Annotated in this window: 15 protein-coding genes; 7 read left to right on the plus strand and 8 right to left on the minus strand. The window is 57.6% G+C overall.

Annotated elements, in window-relative coordinates:
- The first annotated feature begins 4 nt into the window (after positions 1–4).
- Positions 5–886: a LysR family transcriptional regulator gene (locus QEZ52_RS21450; protein WP_343211838.1), complete on the plus strand. Its 882-nt coding sequence runs from the start codon at positions 5–7 to the stop codon at positions 884–886.
- Between the two features lie 39 nt (positions 887–925).
- Here QEZ52_RS21450 and QEZ52_RS21455 read toward each other — a convergent pair whose 3' ends face one another.
- Complete coding sequence (locus QEZ52_RS21455) at positions 926–3,274, minus strand: Tex family protein (protein ID WP_343211839.1); 2,349 nt, start codon at positions 3,272–3,274, stop codon at positions 926–928.
- A gap of 188 nt (positions 3,275–3,462) precedes the next feature.
- On the opposite strand from QEZ52_RS21455, the gene QEZ52_RS21460 reads away from it, so the two are divergent.
- The 4 genes from QEZ52_RS21460 (at position 3,463) to QEZ52_RS21475 (ending at position 9,431) form a co-directional block, all read left to right on the plus strand.
- A complete protein-coding gene (locus QEZ52_RS21460) occupies positions 3,463–3,864 on the plus strand; it encodes an ACT domain-containing protein (RefSeq protein WP_343212027.1) in 402 nt (133 codons plus the stop codon).
- A 241-nt stretch (positions 3,865–4,105) separates the two neighbouring features.
- A complete protein-coding gene (locus QEZ52_RS21465; RefSeq protein ID WP_343211840.1) occupies positions 4,106–6,334 on the plus strand; it encodes an NADP-dependent isocitrate dehydrogenase in 2,229 nt (742 codons plus the stop codon).
- Positions 6,335–6,553: 219 nt separating this feature from the next.
- Positions 6,554–8,038, plus strand: a complete 1,485-nt coding sequence (locus QEZ52_RS21470; RefSeq protein WP_343211841.1) for an inorganic phosphate transporter — start codon at positions 6,554–6,556, stop codon at positions 8,036–8,038.
- Positions 8,039–8,276: 238 nt separating this feature from the next.
- Positions 8,277–9,431: an aromatic ring-hydroxylating dioxygenase subunit alpha gene (locus QEZ52_RS21475; protein ID WP_343211842.1), complete on the plus strand. Its 1,155-nt coding sequence runs from the start codon at positions 8,277–8,279 to the stop codon at positions 9,429–9,431.
- A 21-nt stretch (positions 9,432–9,452) separates the two neighbouring features.
- Here QEZ52_RS21475 and QEZ52_RS21480 read toward each other — a convergent pair whose 3' ends face one another.
- The 4 genes from QEZ52_RS21480 to QEZ52_RS21495 are packed head-to-tail and all read right to left on the minus strand — an operon-like array spanning position 9,453 to position 13,933.
- Positions 9,453–10,796, minus strand: a complete 1,344-nt coding sequence (locus QEZ52_RS21480; RefSeq protein WP_343211843.1) for an FAD-binding oxidoreductase — start codon at positions 10,794–10,796, stop codon at positions 9,453–9,455.
- Positions 10,793–12,292, minus strand: a complete 1,500-nt coding sequence (locus QEZ52_RS21485; protein WP_343211844.1) for an aldehyde dehydrogenase — start codon at positions 12,290–12,292, stop codon at positions 10,793–10,795. The genes QEZ52_RS21480 and QEZ52_RS21485 overlap by 4 nt, the downstream gene beginning before the upstream one ends.
- Positions 12,293–12,297: 5 nt before the next feature.
- The gene (locus QEZ52_RS21490) at positions 12,298–13,215 is read right to left on the minus strand and encodes a dihydrodipicolinate synthase family protein (RefSeq protein WP_343211845.1); all 918 of its coding nucleotides are present in this window, start codon (positions 13,213–13,215) and stop codon (positions 12,298–12,300) included.
- A 7-nt stretch (positions 13,216–13,222) separates the two neighbouring features.
- Positions 13,223–13,933, minus strand: a complete 711-nt coding sequence (locus tag QEZ52_RS21495) for a GntR family transcriptional regulator (protein WP_343211846.1) — start codon at positions 13,931–13,933, stop codon at positions 13,223–13,225.
- A 244-nt stretch (positions 13,934–14,177) separates the two neighbouring features.
- Between QEZ52_RS21495 and QEZ52_RS21500 the strand changes: the two genes are divergently transcribed.
- Complete coding sequence (locus QEZ52_RS21500) at positions 14,178–15,131, plus strand: GlxA family transcriptional regulator (RefSeq protein WP_343212028.1); 954 nt, start codon at positions 14,178–14,180, stop codon at positions 15,129–15,131.
- A 72-nt stretch (positions 15,132–15,203) separates the two neighbouring features.
- Here QEZ52_RS21500 and QEZ52_RS21505 read toward each other — a convergent pair whose 3' ends face one another.
- Entirely contained in the window at positions 15,204–17,432 is a 2,229-nt protein-coding gene (locus QEZ52_RS21505; protein ID WP_343211840.1) for an NADP-dependent isocitrate dehydrogenase, read from the minus strand.
- Positions 17,433–17,859: 427 nt separating this feature from the next.
- On the opposite strand from QEZ52_RS21505, the gene glmS reads away from it, so the two are divergent.
- Positions 17,860–18,345, plus strand: coding sequence for a methylaspartate mutase subunit S (gene glmS, locus QEZ52_RS21510; protein ID WP_406651212.1), 486 nt, complete (start codon positions 17,860–17,862; stop codon positions 18,343–18,345).
- A gap of 48 nt (positions 18,346–18,393) precedes the next feature.
- Here glmS and QEZ52_RS21515 read toward each other — a convergent pair whose 3' ends face one another.
- Entirely contained in the window at positions 18,394–19,341 is a 948-nt protein-coding gene (locus QEZ52_RS21515) for a LysR family transcriptional regulator (protein WP_343211848.1), read from the minus strand.
- A gap of 434 nt (positions 19,342–19,775) precedes the next feature.
- Complete coding sequence (locus QEZ52_RS21520; protein WP_343211849.1) at positions 19,776–20,624, minus strand: LysR family transcriptional regulator; 849 nt, start codon at positions 20,622–20,624, stop codon at positions 19,776–19,778.
- Positions 20,625–20,795: the final 171 nt, after the last annotated feature.

Genomic DNA, 20,795 nt, shown 5'->3' on the forward strand with positions numbered 1-20,795 from the left:
AAGTATGGCCATCAAGATCGAAATGCTGCGCTGTTTCAGCGTGGTTGCGCAGGTCGGTAACCTGTCAGAAGCCGCCCAAAGGCTGGGGCGGACACAATCGGCGATTTCGATGACGTTGAAGCAGCTCGAGGAGCATCTGGGCCAGCGTTTGTTCGAAGGAGAACGCAAGAACAGTTTGACCGGCCTTGGTCAGCAGGTGTTCGAATTGGCACAGATCCAGTTGCGCCAATTTGACGACACTATCAAGACCATAGAAACCTCGGCACAGGCCCCTCGGGGGCTGATCCGGATTGCATCGATTCCGTCAGTGGCGGGGTTGGTGTTTCCGTCTGCGATCGAAACCATGACGCGACGACATCCTCAATTGATGATCGAACTGCGCGATACAGATACGCAGCAGGTCATCGATGCGCTATTTCAAGGGCAGGCGGATCTGGGTGTGGTGTCTGGCGAACACGTCCTGAACGGTATAAGAAACTTGCCCCTGTTTGATGATGAGTTCGGTCTGATCTGTGCGCCGGATCATCCGTTGGCGTTGCAAAGGGACACGCCGGATCTGGCCGACGTGATGGCCGCGGGGTTCGTCATGAATGCGCTCTGCAATCAGATCGAAACCCGTGATTTTCGGGCAGCCTTTGGTGAATGCAATGTTACGGTGCACAATACCTTGTCACTGATTTCTATGGTTCACACGCGCAATTGGGTAACGATCTTGCCGCGGTCAGTTGCGCATCTGACGCCGCATGATCTTCGGTTCCGCCAGATCCGGGGGCTGCATGATCGCCGCCAAGTCCATCTGCTGCTGCGAGAACGATCGCAGTTCAAGGAACTGGCCAGCGAGTTGGCCGATCTTGTGAAACATTTTGATTGGGAAAAGAAGGTTTGAATACGTCGCGCGAGGGGCCAAGCCCCTCGCTCTCCGGCGTCACCGTTTTTTGAAAGCATCCTTCAAGGCTGCGCCAAGCGCACCGGTCGATTGACCACCATCCTTGGGACCAGACTTCATGGGTTGTTTCCCGGTTGGTGCATTGCTGCCGCGGCCGCCTTTGCCTCCACGATTCTGCTCTGCGCGTTGGCCCCGTGCATTTCGATCATCTCGGGCCGAGGTCCCGCCATCCTTGCGCATGGTCAACCCGATACGTTTGCGCGCTACATCGACTTCGGTCACGGTGACCTTGACCACCTGGCCTGTCTTCACCACCTCGTGGGGATCTTTGACAAAGCGGTCGGCCAGTTGGCTGACGTGCACCAGCCCATCCTGGTGTACCCCGATGTCGACAAATGCGCCAAAGGCGGCGACATTGGTCACCGTTCCTTCCAGTACCATTCCGGGTTTCAGGTCAGCCATCGTTTCGACCCCATCCGCAAAGGATGCAGTTACAAAGCTGGGGCGCGGATCGCGGCCGGGTTTTTCCAGTTCGGCAAAAATGTCGCGGATCGTCGGCAGCCCAAAGGTATCAGTCACGAATTGTTCGGCACGCAGTGAAGCCAGCGCTGTGTCGTCGCCCATGATCTGACGAATATCGCGGCCACAGGCATTTACGATCTCGCGCGCAACCTTGTAGGCTTCCGGGTGAACCGAGGAAGCATCCAGCGGTTCTTTGCCATCACGAATCCGCAGGAATCCCGCGCATTGTTCATAGGCCCGAGGCCCAAGACGCGCCACCTTGAGCAACTCGCGTCGCGAGGCAAAAGCCCCGTTGGTGTCACGATGGGCGACGACCGCCTCGGCCAGTCCGGGACCCAGCCCCGAGACATGGGCCAAAAGAGGTGCGGAGGCCATGTTCAGGTCCACCCCTACTGCGTTCACTACATCTTCGATCACGGCTTCGAGCATTTTGGACAACCGGTGTTGATCCACATCGTGCTGATATTGTCCGACGCCGATTGATTTGGGTTCGATCTTGACCAATTCGGCCAGCGGATCTTGCAGGCGACGGGCAATGGAAACAGCGCCGCGCAGCGAAACATCCAGATCAGGAAACTCCCGTGCCGCCAATTCCGATGCCGAATAGACGGACGCTCCTGCTTCGGACACGACGACCTTGGTCGGTGCCTTGACAGATTTAGGCAGCATTTTGATCGTATCAGCCACCATTCGTTCGGTTTCCCGGCTGGCTGTGCCGTTGCCGATGGCAATCAACTCGATCTTGTGGTCGGCAATCAGCTTGTAGATTGTGGCTTGTGCGCCGCGCAGATCATTCTTGGGCTGGAATGGGTACAGGGTCTCGGTGGCCAGCAATTTGCCTGTCGCATCAACAACCGCAGCTTTGACCCCGGTTCGGATGCCAGGGTCCAACCCCAATGTCGCGCGCGGTCCGGCAGGAGCTGCAAACAGCAGATCCTTGAGATTGCGGGCAAAGACCTGAATGGCCTCTTCCTGGGCACGAGCACGCAGATCGGCCATCAGTTCGACCATCATCGACAGCGAAAGCTTTACTCGCCAGGTCCAACCTGCAACCTTGCGCAGCCAAAGATCGCCAGGGCCGGTGCCACGTGTCTGCAGGTGCGCAGCGACGATGGTTTCGGCCCGGTCCGCGCCGTCTTCGGGATCGGGCCCGATGTCCAAAGTCACGACCCCTTCCTTCTGGGCGCGCAACATTGCCAACGCCCGATGGGATGGAACATTTGCCCAGAGTTCGGAGTGATCGAAATAATCGCTGAACTTGGCCCCTGCCTGCTCTTGACCTTCGATGACCTTGGCGGTCAACCGTGCCTCGCGCTGCAAAAACCCGCGCAATTCACCCAGCAGATTTGCATTTTCAGCCAACCCTTCGGTGATGATATCGCGGGCACCGTTCAGCGCATCCTTAGTCGTTGCAACGGTTTCGCTCAGAAAACCCTGTGCCACATGTTCGGGATCAGCGTTGCGGTCTGCCAGAATGGCTTGCGCCAAAGGCTCCAACCCGTTTTCGCGGGCGATCATCGCCTTGGTCCGGCGCTTGGGCTTATATGGTAGATATATGTCTTCCAACTGGGCCTTTGTGTCCGCAGCAACGATGGCTTTGGCCAGATCATCCGTCAGCTTGTCCTGATCCTTGATCGACTTCAGGATGGTGTCACGGCGGGCTTCCAGCTCTCGCAGATAGGACAATCGATCAGACAATGTTCGCAATTGTGTATCATCCAGTCCTCCTGTCACTTCCTTGCGATAGCGGGCCACAAAGGGAACGGTTGCACCTTCGTCCAACAACTTGACCGCGGCACCGACCTGTTCTGGGCGGGCGCTGATTTCAGTTGCGATAGTGCGGGCAATACGGGCAGGCGTGTCCAAGTTCGGCTCCAGAAACAGGAAATCGGGATCTCAGTTATATCGCCAGAACCAAAAACCGAAATCCCCTATCTGCGTGTGGCCGGGTTGTCGCAGAATGGATTACAGGCTTCTATGCGGACACAGCAGGAGATCGCTATTGCACGTGCAGCAAATCGGCCTGTTGGAGCGTAACCATGAAAGGAACGCCGATGGGTGGTGAGACAAATTTGGATGTTCTTGTTGGATCTATGTCGGCCAGGCTTGATAAGGGATTGTATGTGTTTGCGACAGTGCCTGACCGGGGTGTGCCGGACGGGGTGCGCCCTAGGATGATCTTTCATGAGGCCGAAGGCGTGACGCTCATCTTGTTGCAAGAGGAGGCCGAGGCGGCAGGGCTCGCCTGGGAGTTCCCAAGTCGCATGATTACTTTGGGTGTGCATTCATCGTTGGAAGCCGTGGGTTTTCTGGCGCGGATCACCACGGCGTTGGCCGGGCAGGGCATGGGGGTCAACCCTGTGTCGGGGTTCTATCATGACCACTTGTTCGTGCCGGACGGGCGAGAACTGGACGCGATGGCAGTGCTGGCGGAAGTGGCCAAAAGGTCTGCGTGACCTGCGGGCGACGCGGTGCCCCTGTTGAATTTGAATTATGCGGTGTGTCGAAATGCGCGTTTTGATGTGATTGAACCTGTTGGCGTGTTGATCTATTGGGATTGTGCGTTGTTTTTTTTGTGCGGATGGAGGGGTGACCTCAGGGTTCCGCATACGGTTGGCGGCTGTACGGCATGATGTCGTACGGCGCGTTCCTTCTCAGATCTCATGGCCCTGGACGGGCAGAAAAGGTAAGAGACCCATGGCAGAGACTTTCAAGTCCGACATATTGTATACCATCGTAGACGAAGCGCCCGAGCTGGCTTCGGCGTCGTTTTTGCCGATCATCCGCGCCTTTGCGTCGGCGGCCGGAGTGAGCGTCGGCACCCGTGATATTTCCCTGGCCGGGCGCATCATCGCGGCCTTTCCCGAGGCCCTGCGCCCCGAGCAGCGTCAGAATGACGACCTGGCCGAGCTGGGCGAACTGGTCAAGACGGCAGAAGCCAATGTGATCAAGCTGCCCAATATTTCGGCGTCGGTGCCTCAGCTGGTGGCCGCCATCGAAGAGCTGCAGGCCCAGGGGTATGACATCCCGGCCTATCCCGAAGAGCCCCGCACAGACGCCGAACGGGCGACCCGCGCACGCTATGACGCGCTCAAAGGGTCGGCCGTGAACCCGGTCCTGCGCGAAGGCAACAGCGACCGGCGCGCCGCCCGCGCGGTCAAGAATTACGCCCAGGCCAACCCGCATTCGATGGGCACCTGGTCCGCAGACAGCAAGACCAAAGTCAGCTCGATGCCGGGTAGCGATTTTTATGCAAACGAAAAATCCGCCACCATCACCGCCGCGCAGGCCGGTGACGCCCGGATCGAATTCGTCGATGCCGACGGTGCCATCACCGTGCTGAAGGACGGCTGGACGCTGGAGGCGGGCACTGTTGCCGATGCCACCTTTATGTCGGCGCGTGCGCTGGCGTCCTTTTTGGCCGAGGCCATTGAAGACACCAAAGCGGATGGTACCATGTTCTCGTTGCACATGAAGGCAACGATGATGAAGGTCAGCGACCCGATCATCTTTGGCCATGCCGTACGCGCCTGGCTGGCACCGGTGTTCGACCAGTATGGCGACGAGATGGCCGCCCTGGGCGTGAACCCGAATTCGGGTCTGGGCGATCTACTGGAGCGGGTCAGCGGCAGCGAAGAACACGGGGCCGACATCATGGCGGCCATCGCCGCCGTGACCGCGGACCGGCCAGCCATGTATATGGTTGACAGCGACAAGGGTATCACCAACCTGCATGTGCCCTCGGATGTGATCATTGACGCCTCGATGCCCGCGGTGATCCGCGCAGGTGGCAAGGGATGGGACGCAAATGGCACCAAGGGCGATACCAATTGCGTGATCCCCGACCGATGCTATGCCACGGTTTATGACGAAACGATTAACTTCTTCAAAGCCAATGGCGCTCTGGATGTGACCACGGCGGGATCGGTGGCCAACGTCGGTCTGATGGCGCAGAAGGCCGAGGAATACGGATCGCACCCCACCACGTTTGAGGCCGCAGCCGATGGCACCATCCGCATCGTTCTGGCCAATGGCGACACCCTGCATTCCCACGCTGTGGAGGCGGGTGACATCTGGCGCGCCTGTACCGCGAAACAGGCCCCGATCGAAAACTGGATCCAGCTGGCGCTGGACCGTCAGCGCCTGACCGGGAGCCAGGCCATCTTTTGGCTGGACGCAAACCGCGCCCATGATGCCGAGCTGATCAAATATGTGGACCCCGCCCTGCAGGCTGCTGGTGTGGCCGACAAATTCCAGATCATGGCACCGCGCGACGCAACCCGGGCATCGCTGGAAACCATCACTGCCGGACAGGACAGCATTGCCATCACCGGCAACGTGCTGCGGGACTATCTGACTGATCTGTTCCCGATCCTGGAACTGGGCACCAGCGCCAAGATGCTGTCCATCGTCAAGCTGATGAATGGCGGCGGGCTGTTTGAAACCGGCGCGGGGGGCTCGGCCCCCAAACACGTGCAGCAGCTGGTGGAACAGAACCACCTGCGTTGGGACAGCATGGGCGAATTCTGTGCGCTGGGGGAATCGCTGAACTTTCTCGCCGACAGCCGCGGCAATGCCAAGGCAGGCGTGCTGGGGGCCGCCGCCGAAGTGGCGACCCAGGGCATTCTGGACAACAACCGCTCGCCCTCGCGCAAGGTCGGTGAACCCGACAATCGCGACAGCCACTATTGGTTCGCCCGCTACTGGGCCGAAGCGCTGACCGCCCAGAGCGACGACGCCGCGCTGGCCGCCCATTTCGCCCCCATCGCACAGGCCCTGGCAACCGGCGAAAAGACCATCCTCGCCGAACTCGCAACAGCCCAGGGACCAGCCGCCGACATCGGCGGATACTACAAACCCTCAACCATGCTCAAAGACAAGATCATGAGACCAAGCAAAACACTGAATGACATCATCAACGCCTGACAAAACAGGATGATCCAGAATCAAAGCAAGCCCCCGAAGAAAAATCTCCGGGGGCTTCTTCGTAACGGCTGCATGACATGAGCCAATTTTTGTTGAGAATGTGCCCTAGAAGCCGCACCGGCAAAGTCAATAAAGCCAGGTAGGGGGCATTTTCGATCAGCTGTTGAAAAGCGCGGACGCCCCACCTACGAGCTGGAACCAAGAACCGCTGAGGGCCCTATGACCAAGAAAAACTTTGAACCCCGCCACCTTGAAACGCTTGACCGGGATCTCGGTCGGTTTTCGAATTTGGAAAAGGCAACGAGCTATGCCGCCCGCCCGATGGTTGGGCCGGGTATCGCGTTTATCTTTGTTGTTCTGGCCGGGTTGGCCGCTGCATTGTTCTTTGGGCAGACCAGTAACACGATGATCGTCGTGATTGCGGCCGGGTTTGGTGCCTATATGGCGTTGAATATTGGCGCCAACGACGTGGCCAACAATATGGGCCCTGCGGTGGGGGCCAATGCCCTGACCATGGGCGGTGCGATCGCCATTGCTGCGATTTTTGAAAGTATGGGTGCCTTGTTGGCCGGGGGCGACGTGGTATCGACCATTGCCAAGGGTATCATCGCACCTGAAAGCATGGGAACCGCCGAAGTCTTCATCTGGGCGATGCTGGCAGCGCTGCTGTCGTCAGCTCTGTGGGTGAACCTGGCGACCTGGGTCGGCGCACCGGTATCGACCACCCATTCCGTCGTGGGCGGTGTGATGGGAGCCGGGATCGCGGCGGCCGGATTTGGTGCCGTCAGTTGGGGCACCATGGGCAAAATTGCCGCCAGCTGGGTGATTTCACCGGTTTTGGGTGGTGTCGTAGCGGCCGGGTTCCTGTGGTTCATCAAAGCTCGGATTGTCTATCAGCCCGACAAAATTGCTGCGGCACGGAAATGGGTGCCTGTTCTGGTCGGTATTATGGCCGGTGCCTTTGCCGCTTATCTGGCGCTCAAAGGTTTGAAAAAGATCATCAAGATCGATATTCAGATGGCTCTGATAATCGGTTTTGCGGTCGGGATCGGCATCTGGTTGGCCATGATTCCGTTTATCCGACGCCAATCCGAAGGTTTGGAAAACCGCAACAAATCGCTCAAGGTTCTGTTTGGCATTCCGCTGGTTGTTTCCGCAGCCTTGCTGAGCTTTGCCCATGGCGCAAATGACGTGGCGAATGCGGTTGGTCCACTGGCCGCGATCGTACAGGCGTCGCAGTCCGGGGATTTCACAGCAGCCGTCAGCATACCGTTCTGGGTCATGATCATCGGAGCCTTCGGGATTTCGTTCGGTCTGTTCCTGTTCGGGCCAAAATTGATCCGCATGGTGGGTAGCCAGATCACCAAACTGAACCCGATGCGCGCCTATTGTGTGGCCCTGTCAGCCGCAATTACGGTCATTGTGGCCAGTTGGCTGGGGCTGCCGGTGAGCTCGACCCACATTGCCGTAGGTGGTGTGTTCGGCGTTGGGTTCTTCCGCGAATGGGATACAGAGCGTCGCCTGAAGAAGGCGCGCGTAGAGATCCCGGACCGTCCGACCATTGCCAAAGAAGAACGCCGGCGCCGCAAGCTGGTACGTCGGTCACATTTCCTGACAATTATCGCAGCTTGGGTGATAACCGTGCCTGCTGCGGCGCTTCTGTCGGCTGTCATTTTTTGGGTTATCCGGGGCATCGCGGCCTGATCACAGGTCAGATTTGATCCCAAAGCAAGGCCGATCCCAGGCAATGGGGTCGGTCTTTTTGCGTGCCCCACACCTGCCCGATTTGGGTGCCGAAACACATGACTTTTACGTCGGTTATATGAACTGATCCTTCCCCGTCAGGGCGCGGGACCAAAAGAGATGCGAATTTTCCTTGGCGTCGTGAATTTTTTCGTGCTACGAAACTGTGATCACAGATGAAACGCAGCAGGGGAATCACATGCCCGCAACCCAAATCAAAACGGTCGATGTCTTGCGCAATGAACTGACCGAGCTCAAAGCGCTGGATCGTGAACAAGCGCGCACCATGCCGCCCAGCTTTTATACGTCGGCCGATTTTCTCGAACTGGAAAAGGAACACATCTTTCGCCGGGAATGGATCTGTTTGGGCCATGTCGGAGAGGTGCCAAACCCCGGTGATTTCTTTACCACTGAATTGGTCGGTGAGCAGTTGTTGGTGTCACGCGGTCACGATGAACAGGTCTATGTGCTATCGAATGTCTGCCGCCACCGTGGCAATTTGGTGGAAACAGCCCCCAGCGGCAACAAACGCGCGTTTGTTTGCCAGTATCATGCCTGGACCTATGACACAGATGGCCGCCTGAAAACCGCACCGCTGATGAAGAAGGCCAAGAATTTCGATTTCAAAGGCTGCAAACTGCCCCAGATGAATACCGAGATCTGGAACAACTTCATCTTTGTCAATCTGGACGGCACTGCCGCACCACTGGCCGAACAGCTGGGCGGATTGCAGAACATTCTGCACAACTATCATCACGAGGACCGCAACCTGCTGTTCATGGATGAAACGGTTTGGAACACCAACTGGAAGAACCTGACCGAGAACTTCATGGAAGGGTATCATCTGTTTGCAACACACCCACAGACATTGCAGCCGATGACGCCGACACAATTGTGCAAAAAGGTCCCCGGCGAAGACCGGTGGACCGCCTATCGCGCCTATTACCACCCCGATTTCCCACCACGCGGCCCGTTCCACGCGGACATGACGGACGAGGAAAAGAACAATTCGGTCCTGTTCAACGTCTATCCCAGCTTTGTCTGCGCGATTGCGTCGAACTACACGCTGTTCCTGTGCCTGCGCCCGGATGAGGCGGGCAAAGTGGCGATCCGCTGGGGGGTGTGCGGGCTGAAAACCGACCCCGAAGATCCCGAGGTCGTGGCCTATGTGGACCTGTGCAAATCCTTCAACGCTGAGGACAAGGAAAAGTTGGAAACCCTGCAGAAGGCCCAGAACACCCGCTATTATCAAACCGGACCATTGGCTCCGGATGACCTGGAGGGCACAATCTGGGACTTCCTGGGATATATGGGGCGGATGTTGGGCGCAGATCGTCCGCTTGGTGAAGATTGACGCCTTGGCGCGTGCAGGATCTTATTCGTCCCGCGCGCGCCATTCTTTCCAACGTAGAACCGCATTTGCCCCTAGTTTCGCAAACGGCTGGGGCGGCAGAGGTTTGGGGCGTGCTTCCCGCGAAAAGTGTCGGGAAATGTCGGATTCATGACCACAGGCCAGATCCGCCGCCCCGATACCGGTCAACGTACCTCGGGCAGTGCCCAACCCGTTTTGCACACAGCCAGAATACACGCCGTTGTCGATTTCACGCATGACAGCAACGCCGTTCAAGCTGAGGCAGAGATGGCCGGCCCAAGCATATTGCATCTGCAGCCCGGCAAGCTGTGGGAACCGGGTGTCAAATTTGCGTTGCATCACGCGTTTGGCCCGATCCAGACCCGCCTGTGAGGGAGACATGCCGGGGATCAGTTCGGCACAGGTCCGCGTGATGACCCGGTTGCCGCCCTGCCCACGATCAATCCGGCGCATGGTGGTGCCCATCGGATCGGACGGGGTCACACCCCAACGCGGTTGCCCGCCCAGTTTGGCCAAGGCATCGGCATCCAGCTCTGGTGTCATAGTGGCAAACAGGAACAACTGCATCAGACGCCCGCGTTCGATGCCAAAGCTTTCGAGGTGGCCATTCGTTGTCAGGATCACGCGGGGAGTGCTGACACCAAAGCCCCGATCCGTCGTGATTTGCCAGGTCTGCCCCTGTTTGATGAACCCCGTCACGGCGCTGTTTTCAAAGATTTGCACCCCGGCACGACGTAGCCCGTGGGCAAGGCCACGAATATAGCCCGCGGGCTGCAACATTACAGTTCCCGGGGTATACAGGCCCGATTGGTAATGGGTGCTGCCGGTGAGTTCCGCCATCTGCGCTCTGTCGAGCAGATTTGACGGCTCGCCCAGGCTTTCAAGGTGCTTGGCATAGCTTACGTTATGGGAATGCGCCAGGTCACTTGCCGCTCCATTCACCTTGCCCGCGCGGTCAAAGAAACTGGGTTCGATCCCGTATTCATCGACGGCCGCCTGCCCAAAGGTCTGCGCCTGTCGGTTCAAGGCGATCAACGTGCGATCATCTCCGCTGCCGGCATAATCGTCCGAGGACAAATCATGTGGCAGGTCAATCATAAACCCGGAATTTCGTCCCGCTGCACCTTGGGCAATCTCTCCTGCTTCGAGCACAACAATGCGCGCATTGGGTTGCAACTGGGTCAGCCGCCGCGCTGCTGACAACCCGGCAAAACCACCGCCAACTACAACAAAATCGGCGGTGGTATTTTCACTGAGAGCCAATCCAGGGGTATCCTCCCCCAGAATTGCAGCCCAAGCTGCCGGTCCGCGATGGACCGGCAATCGTTTGGCAGTGTAGCGGGTCAATCCACGGCCTCGTCAGCATCATCAGTCAGGTCGACCCAGATGGTTTTCAACTGTGTATATTGATCATGGGCATGGACCGAGTTGTCGCGCCCGCCAAAGCCGGACTGCTTGTAGCCTCCGAACGGGGTGGTGATGTCGCCTTCGCCATAGCTGTTAACGGTGACGGTGCCCGCCCGGATCGCCCGTGCGCCGCGAATGGCCCGTTTGACGTTGCTGGTGAACAATGATGCCGCCAAACCATAGTCAGTGTCATTGGCCACGGCGATAGCTTCGTCAAATCCCGAGACAGTGATCACCGACAGAACCGGACCAAAGATCTCTTCGCGTGCCATCTGGTGGTCATTGTCGGGTATTTCGACCACGGTGGCTTCGACATGGGTGCCCCCATGCGCCTGCCCCCCCAAGACGATGGCGTCGGATTTGTCGAGATAGCCACAGACCTTGTCAAAATGCGCCTTGGATACCAGCGCGCCCATTCGGGTTTCCGGGTCCAAAGGGTTGCCGATGTTCCAGTGACGGGCATGGGCGGTGATGCGCTCCAACAGTTCGGATTTCACATCCTTGTGCACGATCAACCGCGAGGTGGCGGAACAGTTTTCACCCATGTTCCAGAAGGCACCATTGACGATATGTTGGGCCACCATGTCCAGGTTTTCGGCGTCCTCCATCACGACACAGGGATTCTTGCCCCCCATTTCCAACACCACTTCCTTTGCATTGGATTCCGCAGCGTAGGACAAGAAGCGTTTGCCGGTCACAGTCGAGCCCGTGAAAGAAATCATATCGATTTCCATGTGTCGCCCGATCGGTTCTCCGACCTCGGCCCCGCCACCAGGCACAACATTCAATACGCCGCGTGGCAGGCCAGCTTCGGATGCCAATTCAGCCACCCGCAGCGCCGTCAACGACGTTTCTTCGGCCGGTTTCACCACCACCGAACAGCCAGACGCCAGCGCCGGGCCAATCTTCCAGGCCAGCATCAGCAGAGGGAAATTCCACGGCAGCACCAACCCCACAACTCCGATAGGTTCACGCACCACCATGGCGATGTGATCATCGGACGCCGGCGACACCTGATCATACAGCTTGTCGATCGCTTCGGCGTGCCATTTGATACAATTGATCGTTTCGGGAATGTCGACGGTTTCGCAATCAAAGATGGTCTTGCCGGAATCAAGCGCCTCCATCACTGCCAATTCGCGGGCGTTGCGGGTCAGCAGCTTGGCAAAGCGGATCAGGATATCCTTGCGATCCGAAGGATGCATCCGGCTCCAGCGGCCGTCTTCGAAGGCTTCGCGTGCCTTGGCAACGGCGAAATCCACATCCTGAGCATCACAGGCGGCCACATCGGCCAGCACGTCCCCGGTTGCGGGGTTTATTGTTTCGAATGTGTTGCCCGAAATCGCCGGACGGTACCCCCCATCAATGAATGCATTGGTGGCAAAGGTCAGATTGTCGGCGATGGATTGATATTCGGTGTGTGTCAGCAAGTCCATGTCGCTCACCCTTGTGCCTGAATGTCTGCAATGGTGGATTTCAAAACGCGGATCACCTGTTCCAGGGCGCGTTTGTCATCCTTGTTCAACCCTTTGAGCGGCGGGCGCATCGGGCCGGTGTCGATGCCGTTCATGGTCACCCCATGTTTGATGCATTGGATGAATTTCCCACCCTGTTCCAACACCCGCATCAAAGGCATCATTGCCGACATGATCCGGCGACCCTTGTCGAAATTCCCTTCGACCGCGCAGGCGTTGTACAGCGCCAGATGCTCCTCCGGCAGAAAATTCGAGCCGCCACAAACCCAGCTGCGCGCTCCCCAAGCGAAGAACTCTAGCGCCTGGTCGTCCATACCGCAGGACATCTGGATATGCGGATAATCCCGGGCCAAAAGATGTACCCGGTTGATATCGCCCGAGCTTTCCTTGATCGCGCAGATATTGCGCGATCGCCCAACCCGATCCAGGAATTCCTCTCCCATATGCACACCCATCCGCCCAGGATAGTTATACAGCATCACCGGCAGGTTCGCGGCCTTGTCGATTGCCAGCGTATTCAGCGCGTTCTCTCGTTCGGTTGGGACCGAATATGGCGGTGTCGCTACCAGGATGGCATCGGCTCCCATGTCGCGCGCACCCGTGGCCAGCGAAATGGAATCCGGGGTCATCATCGCCCCAGTACCCACAATCAAAGGAACCCGCCTTTTGGCCTGTTCCTTGGTAAACCGGGCTATGTCCAGCCGTTCATCCACGGTCTGTGCATAGTTCTCGCCGGTGGATCCGCCGGAAATCAACCCGTGCACCCCTTTGTCGATCAGATTTTCGATCACATCCGACAACGCGTCCCAATTGACGCTGCCATCGGCGTGAAACGGCGTCACGACCGGGGTATAGATCCCTTCGAATTTAAAAATAGGGGTCATCTGATCCTCATGCTGGTGTTTTGCGCGACAGGGAACCCAGCTGAACGTCCAGGCCCGAAGGCATGACAAACAGCTCGATCCGGTCGCGGGACAGGTTCCAATGGTCAATCGCCAACTGCGCGGCAGCGGCTTCGTCTTGGGCCGCGATGGCAGCTATGATGGCGTCGTGCTGCTGGCTGGCCTCCGATACGCTTGCAGCCATTCCAGCATCCTGTGGCCGATAAAAGGTCATGGAAATGCGGGCGTGGTCGATCAACAAACGCTGAAAAGAAGGCAGTAGATAGATGTTGTCCGCCATTTCTCCGGTCACCTCGTGAAACCGGTTGTTGGCCATGGCGCGTTGTGTGCCGGATCCAGTGTGCAGTGCCTGTTTAAAGGCATTCTGTGCCTCTTGCAGATCCTGGATCTGTTCGGGGCGCGCGTTCTGAGCCGCCAGTTGCAACACCGCTCCGTAGATCATCGGTGCTGCAAGAAAAAAATCCCGCAAGGTCATGTGGGACATCTCGCTGACTCGCGCGCCCCGGTTTTCTCGCAGGTCCACATACCCTTCTCCTGCCAGCTGTCTCAGGACCTCACGCAGCGGGGTCCGGGACAGGGAGAATTCCTCCGACAGCTTTGATTCGTCCAGATCCGCACCTGGCCGCAAACCCAATGTCATGATCTCGGTCTTGAGATGCTCATACAGCTCTGTCTTGCGGGTCTTTGATGTGTCTTTCATCACGCGCTCCTGTCGATGCAGGGACCAGGCTGGGTCCGGGAATCTGTTTCTGATCCTATTTGAAGCGCAGTGATAGACGGAAATACATATTGTGTACACAGAAAAAATGTGATGTATCCGAATGCAAGACAACCCAGTGCCAATACGGTGCTTGCGTCGGGTCGCACAGGGGCCCAATCTGGACATGACACCATTGGCTGCGCGCATCGTTTGGCGTGCCGCCTATTTCTCAGGGACACGGCCTATGCCACACACCCCGCAACATTTCACTTTTGTTCTGGTCGAAGACTTCACTCATATGGCGTTCTCCTGCGCTGTGGATCCGCTGCGCATCGCCAACCTTGTGAGCGGACAAGATCTTTACAGCTGGTCCTATGCGTCTGAAAATGGTGAAACAGCTACAGCGTCAAATGGCACCGTGTCTTTGGTCCATCACGGGTTTCTCGAAATACCCAAAAGCGACAGATTGTTTGTCCTGTCCGGGATCAACATGCAAACCCGCGCCACCGCCGCCCTGCTAAACATGCTTAGACGTGAACGGGTTCGGGGCACTGCGATCGGGGGTCTGTGTTCCGCAGCACACATCCTGGCCAAAGCCGGCTTTCTGAATGGCATGCAAGCCGCGATCCACTGGGATTATCACGATAGCTTCATGGAAGAATTCCCCGAAGTGAACCTGGTGCGCAATGTGTTCGTCTCGGACGAAAAACATCTGACTGCTTCGGGTGGCACCGCCACAGCCGATTTGATGCTGCACCTGATTGAAGAGGATCATGGGTTTGACCTGTCGGTCGCCGTGGCAGATCAGATGGTCTATAATGCCGTGCGCAATGCAACCGCCGAACAGCGCGTATCGCTGCAATCACGCAACGGCATGCGCAATGCCCACCTGTCCAAAGCGATCCAGATCATGCAGGAGCATCTCGAAACCCCCATTTCCCCGTCGCTGATCGCGCAGCAGATCGGGATTTCGACCCGTCAGCTTGAACGTTTGTTTGGAAAGTACCTCAATGCATCGCCCAAGAAGTACTTTATGGACATGCGGCTGGAACGGGCCCGCCATCTGTTGTTGCAAACGGAATCTTCAGTGACCGAAGTGGCTCTGGCCTGCGGCTTTGATAGCCCCGGCCATTTTGCACGGGTGTATCGGTCAGCGTTTGGCGTGACACCAATGCTGCAACGTGGGCGCCTGAGCTGACGGTGGATCACGAAGAAGCCCCCGGAGATTTTTCTTCGGGGGCTTGCTTTGATTCTGGATCATCCTGTTTTGTCAGGCGTTGATGATGTCATTCAGTGTTTTGCTTGGTCTCATGATCTTGTCTTTGAGCATGGTTGAGGGTTTGTAGTATCCGCCGATGTCGGCGGCTGGTCCCTGGGCTGTTGCGAGTTCGGCGAGGATGGTCTTTTCGCCGGTTGCCAGGGCCTGTGCGATGGGGGCGAAATGGGCGGCCAGCGCGGCGTCGTCGCTCTGGGCGGTCAGCGCTTCGGCCCAGTAGCGGGCGAACCAATAGTGGCTGTCGCGATTGTCGGGTTCACCGACCTTGCGCGAGGGCGAGCGGTTGTTGTCCAGAATGCCCTGGGTCGCCACTTCGGCGGCGGCCCCCAGCACGCCTGCCTTGGCATTGCCGCGGCTGTCGGCGAGAAAGTTCAGCGATTCCCCCAGCGCACAGAATTCGCCCATGCTGTCCCAACGCAGGTGGTTCTGTTCCACCAGCTGCTGCACGTGTTTGGGGGCCGAGCCCCCCGCGCCGGTTTCAAACAGCCCGCCGCCATTCATCAGCTTGACGATGGACAGCATCTTGGCGCTGGTGCCCAGTTCCAGGATCGGGAACAGATCAGTCAGATAGTCCCGCAGCACGTTGCCGGTGATGGCAATGCTGTCCTGCCCGGCAGTGATGGTTTCCAGCGATGCCCGGGTTGCGTCGCGCGGTGCCATGATCTGGAATTTGTCGGCCACACCAGCTGCCTGCAGGGCGGGGTCCACATATTTGATCAGCTCGGCGTCATGGGCGCGGTTTGCGTCCAGCCAAAAGATGGCCTGGCTCCCGGTCAGGCGCTGACGGTCCAGCGCCAGCTGGATCCAGTTTTCGATCGGGGCCTGTTTCGCGGTGCAGGCGCGCCAGATGTCACCCGCCTCCACAGCGTGGGAATGCAGGGTGTCGCCATTGGCCAGAACGATGCGGATGGTGCCATCGGCTGCGGCCTCAAACGTGGTGGGGTGCGATCCGTATTCCTCGGCCTTCTGCGCCATCAGACCGACGTTGGCCACCGATCCCGCCGTGGTCACATCCAGAGCGCCATTGGCTTTGAAGAAGTTAATCGTTTCGTCATAAACCGTGGCATAGCATCGGTCGGGGATCACGCAATTGGTATCGCCCTTGGTGCCATTTGCGTCCCATCCCTTGCCACCTGCGCGGATCACCGCGGGCATCGAGGCGTCAATGATCACATCCGAGGGCACATGCAGGTTGGTGATACCCTTGTCGCTGTCGACCATATACATGGCTGGCCGGTCCGCGGTCACGGCGGCGATGGCCGCCATGATGTCGGCCCCGTGTTCTTCGCTGCCGCTGACCCGCTCCAGTAGATCGCCCAGACCCGAATTCGGGTTCACGCCCAGGGCGGCCATCTCGTCGCCATACTGGTCGAACACCGGTGCCAGCCAGGCGCGTACGGCATGGCCAAAGATGATCGGGTCGCTGACCTTCATCATCGTTGCCTTCATGTGCAACGAGAACATGGTACCATCCGCTTTGGTGTCTTCAATGGCCTCGGCCAAAAAGGACGCCAGCGCACGCGCCGACATAAAGGTGGCATCGGCAACAGTGCCCGCCTCCAGCGTCCAGCCGTCCTTCAGCACGGTGATGGCACCGTCGGCATCGACGAATTCGATCCGGGCGTCACCGGCCTGCGCGGCGGTGATGGTGGCGGATTTTTCGTTTGCATAAAAATCGCTACCCGGCATCGAGCTGACTTTGGTCTTGCTGTCTGCGGACCAGGTGCCCATCGAATGCGGGTTGGCCTGGGCGTAATTCTTGACCGCGCGGGCGGCGCGCCGGTCGCTGTTGCCTTCGCGCAGGACCGGGTTCACGGCCGACCCTTTGAGCGCGTCATAGCGTGCGCGGGTCGCCCGTTCGGCGTCTGTGCGGGGCTCTTCGGGATAGGCCGGGATGTCATACCCCTGGGCCTGCAGCTCTTCGATGGCGGCCACCAGCTGAGGCACCGACGCCGAAATATTGGGCAGCTTGATCACATTGGCTTCTGCCGTCTTGACCAGTTCGCCCAGCTCGGCCAGGTCGTCATTCTGACGCTGCTCGGGGCGCAGGGCCTCGGGAAAGGCCGCGATGATGCGCCCGGCCAGGGAAATATCACGGGTGCCGACGCTCACTCCGGCCGCCGACGCAAAGGCGCGGATGATCGGCAAAAACGACGCCGAAGCCAGCTCGGGCGCTTCGTCTACGATGGTATACAATATGTCGGACTTGAAAGTCTCTGCCATGGGTCTCTTACCTTTTCTGCCCGTCCAGGGCCATGAGATCTGAGAAGGAACGCGCCGTACGACATCATGCCGTACAGCCGCCAACCGTATGCGGAACCCTGAGGTCACCCCTCCATCCGCACAAAAAAAACAACGCACAATCCCAATAGATCAACAGGCCAACAGGTTCAATCACATCAAAACGCGCATTTCGACACACCGCATAATTCAAATTCAACAGGGGCAATGTGGTTTTGCTCTGCAAGCGGGCTCCAAGGCAGCGACTGGAAGCTGTGGATGACCGTCGGGTGCCAAATAGAGTAGCAAGTGACGCTTCAATAAAGATAAATAAAAGTTACTGATAAGAAAAAATAGCTAAATAGTTTTGACGAAAAATCTGGGTCCGCTACCTGTATGGCCAACGCGAATATGAACAGGAAACGGTCCGATGCGAGACATGTTCAACGAATACACAGTGGTTTTGGGGGCAGTCGGGGGGCGCCGAAGGACCGGAAGAAACGAAGTGATTGTCCGCCAACTGGCCCAAGAAGGCATAACGGTTGTGAACATTGGTCCAACCGAGAATGCGGATGTATTCATAGATGCGGCATTGGCAACCGGGTCCCAAGCCATTCTGGTGTCCTGTCGCGATGCGCGTGCGGATGCTTTCTGTGCTGCTTTTCGACAGCGGTGCATCCAGCGCGGTCTGGTCGATATCACGCTGTATATTGGTGGCGATTTGGTCACGTCCGAGCGCCGTTTCAGTGAGGCGGAACGTCAGCTGGCTCAGGTAGGCTTCAATCGGGTGTTTCCCTCGAATGTGGATCTGACGGAAGTGGCCGCATTGCTCAAACAGGATATCACGGCCAAGCGAGCTCCAGCCATTGCGGCCCGGCCGCGATCAACCTGGGTCTTTACTGACTTTGCGAACTGATCAAACACCTTGTGTTTGGTGATAAGAGGGGCGGCGTATGCACCCTTGTCAGATCGGAAAGGGCAAGGTCGCAAAGAATTTCCGCATGAAGCTGTTGCCTTCAGCGATGACAAAATTCTTGAATGTGAGCGCGGCTGGACCCAAGGGTTTGCCGCGCAGGTGCAGAACAAACCACTCGCGCAATTCTGGCATACCTTCTGCATCCAGGATGGCCACTCGGCCAGCCTGAACCTCCAGATCAATCGTATGTGCTGAAATAAATGCGAGTCCCATGTTGGCCATCACGGCCTGTTTGATGTTGGCGTTGCTATCCATTTCTTGTGCCCGCGGAGGTTCAAGCCCGGATTTTTGAAAATAGCTGTCGTGGACCACGCGGGTTCCCGATCCAGGTTCCCGGACGATAAAGCGGTGCGGCACCAGGTCAGATTTGCGGATCTTGCGGAATTTGGACAGCGGATGGTCAGGGTGGCTGATCAGCACATAGGGGTGTTTAGAGAACGCAAAGGCGTCCACTTCGAACCGGCGCGGGGTCCGCCCCATCAGGGCTAGATCCGCCTGACCGGATTCAAGCTTTTCAAGAACACCCTGTCGATTCGCAATTGCGATTTCGAGCTTGGCATCCGGGTGCTTTTGCTTGAACGCCTGGATCAGATGCGGACCAAAGTTGCGCGATGTCGATACCATGGCGATCCGGACCAGGCGGTTCTTTTTCTTTTGATGGGATCCGACGACTTCGACCGCTTCGTGCAGGGTGTCCAATACCCGTTCCGCATAGGGCACCAGAGCGAGCGCGGCTGTTGTTGCTTGAATTGAACGGCCGTCCTTTTCGAACAGCGGCGCTCCCAGCGTCTCGCTCAGCCGGCTCATCTGCATCGACACGGCCGGTGGCGTCAGGCCCAGATCCTGGGCAGCGACGACAAAGCTGCGTTTTTCCATAGCCGACAAAAAGATTTGCATCTGGCGTACTGTCAGCGCTGAAGCTTTGTCATCCATCATGGGGTCCGCCTTTGCGCCACGCGGGAATGCCCGGTGGAAAGTTCAGTTTTCTCAAGACCTGTTATGGCGCAATTCGCCAAATTCTCTAGCGCAATCTAACGAGAATGCGACGGCCACGACCCGCGTGCGGAAAATTCCATCCAGCAAGCCAGCTGACGCACGGAGCGGGAAACCAGATGTGACCAGGCTGTCGGGGCTTCTTGGGTCACTGGGGCTTAAATCGCAAGGACCAAAGTCCAACACCGTCTGCAGGGCGGAGTTCTCAATGTGGAACGCGGAGACCGGTTTGGCACTGTCCAACGGGTCGTGCGTTCTGATCCTTTTCTCTACAGCGAAGAATAGCGTTTCGCGCAAGGTTTGCAAAGGCGCTCTGCCGTGGCAATGTCTGGCGTCATGCAGGGTAGGGCCCTTGGGCTATCCAATTTATCTGCTCCTTATTTCGAGCTCTTGTGAGCTTCATTACGCACCCAGGAACTAAACGAATGTGCTGCTGCTGAGGGCGCATCGTTGATTTGTAGCCAATAGGCTCTGTCATACTGTGGTCCTGCAAGCGTATGTTCCACCAATCGCCCTTCCTTCACCGCTTCTCGAACGAGAAATGAAGGGCATAACGTCCAGCCCAACCCTGCTTCGGCCAGCGAAATCGCGCTGTGGACGCTGTCTGTTTCGGCATGATCAATAGCACGAATATTGTTCGCCTTTTGGTCTGCGGACCAGGACATGAATAGATTTTCCAAGCCTGAGATTCTGATAATGGGCAGCTCTTTGTCGGATGCAGGTTGAACAGCAGCCTGAGAAGGTGCTGCCACTGCGACAATCGGACAGTGGGCCAAAAGCTTGGTTCGGGCTGGGGGAGAGGCAGCACCAAGAAATATCTCGATATCCGCCTCATATCCATATCGGTCAGGCCGCCACAAGGCCGTGCGCAATTCCAACACGACCTCTGGATGTTGACGGTGAAACTCGGGCAATTTGGAAGTCAGCCATCCTGTTGCTAGGCTCGTATTACATAAGATCCGGAGCCGCTTGGTTTGGGGTGAATGATAGCGCGAAAGAACAGAGCCAATCTGGTCAAGGCTGGGCGCGATATCCGAATAAAGCCGTGTCCCTGAGGCCGTCAATGAAACGCCACGCGGTTCTCTGACAAACAGTTGCCGTCCAAGTCTGGCCTCCAGTGCTTTGATCTGCTGGCTTAACGTGGCTTGTGTCACGCCGATCTCAGTTGCGGCCAACGTCATGCTGCCCAGCCGTGCAGTGGCTTCAAAGCCATGAAGCCAAGTCATTGGAGTTTTCATGATATAAACTTTTTTATGGATTGGCCTATTTTTTATTTGATGGTGATCAATCCCGCAATCTTTAAATCAAGGGTGGACCGACACGTTTGAGGGCAAAAGGCATGGAAAAAATTAGCGACCGAAATCTACGCATGACCGCGGTAGTCTGGTGTGGCCGGA

The organism is Aliisedimentitalea scapharcae, from assembly GCF_045277565.1.
Lineage (GTDB): Bacteria > Pseudomonadota > Alphaproteobacteria > Rhodobacterales > Rhodobacteraceae > Aliisedimentitalea > Aliisedimentitalea scapharcae.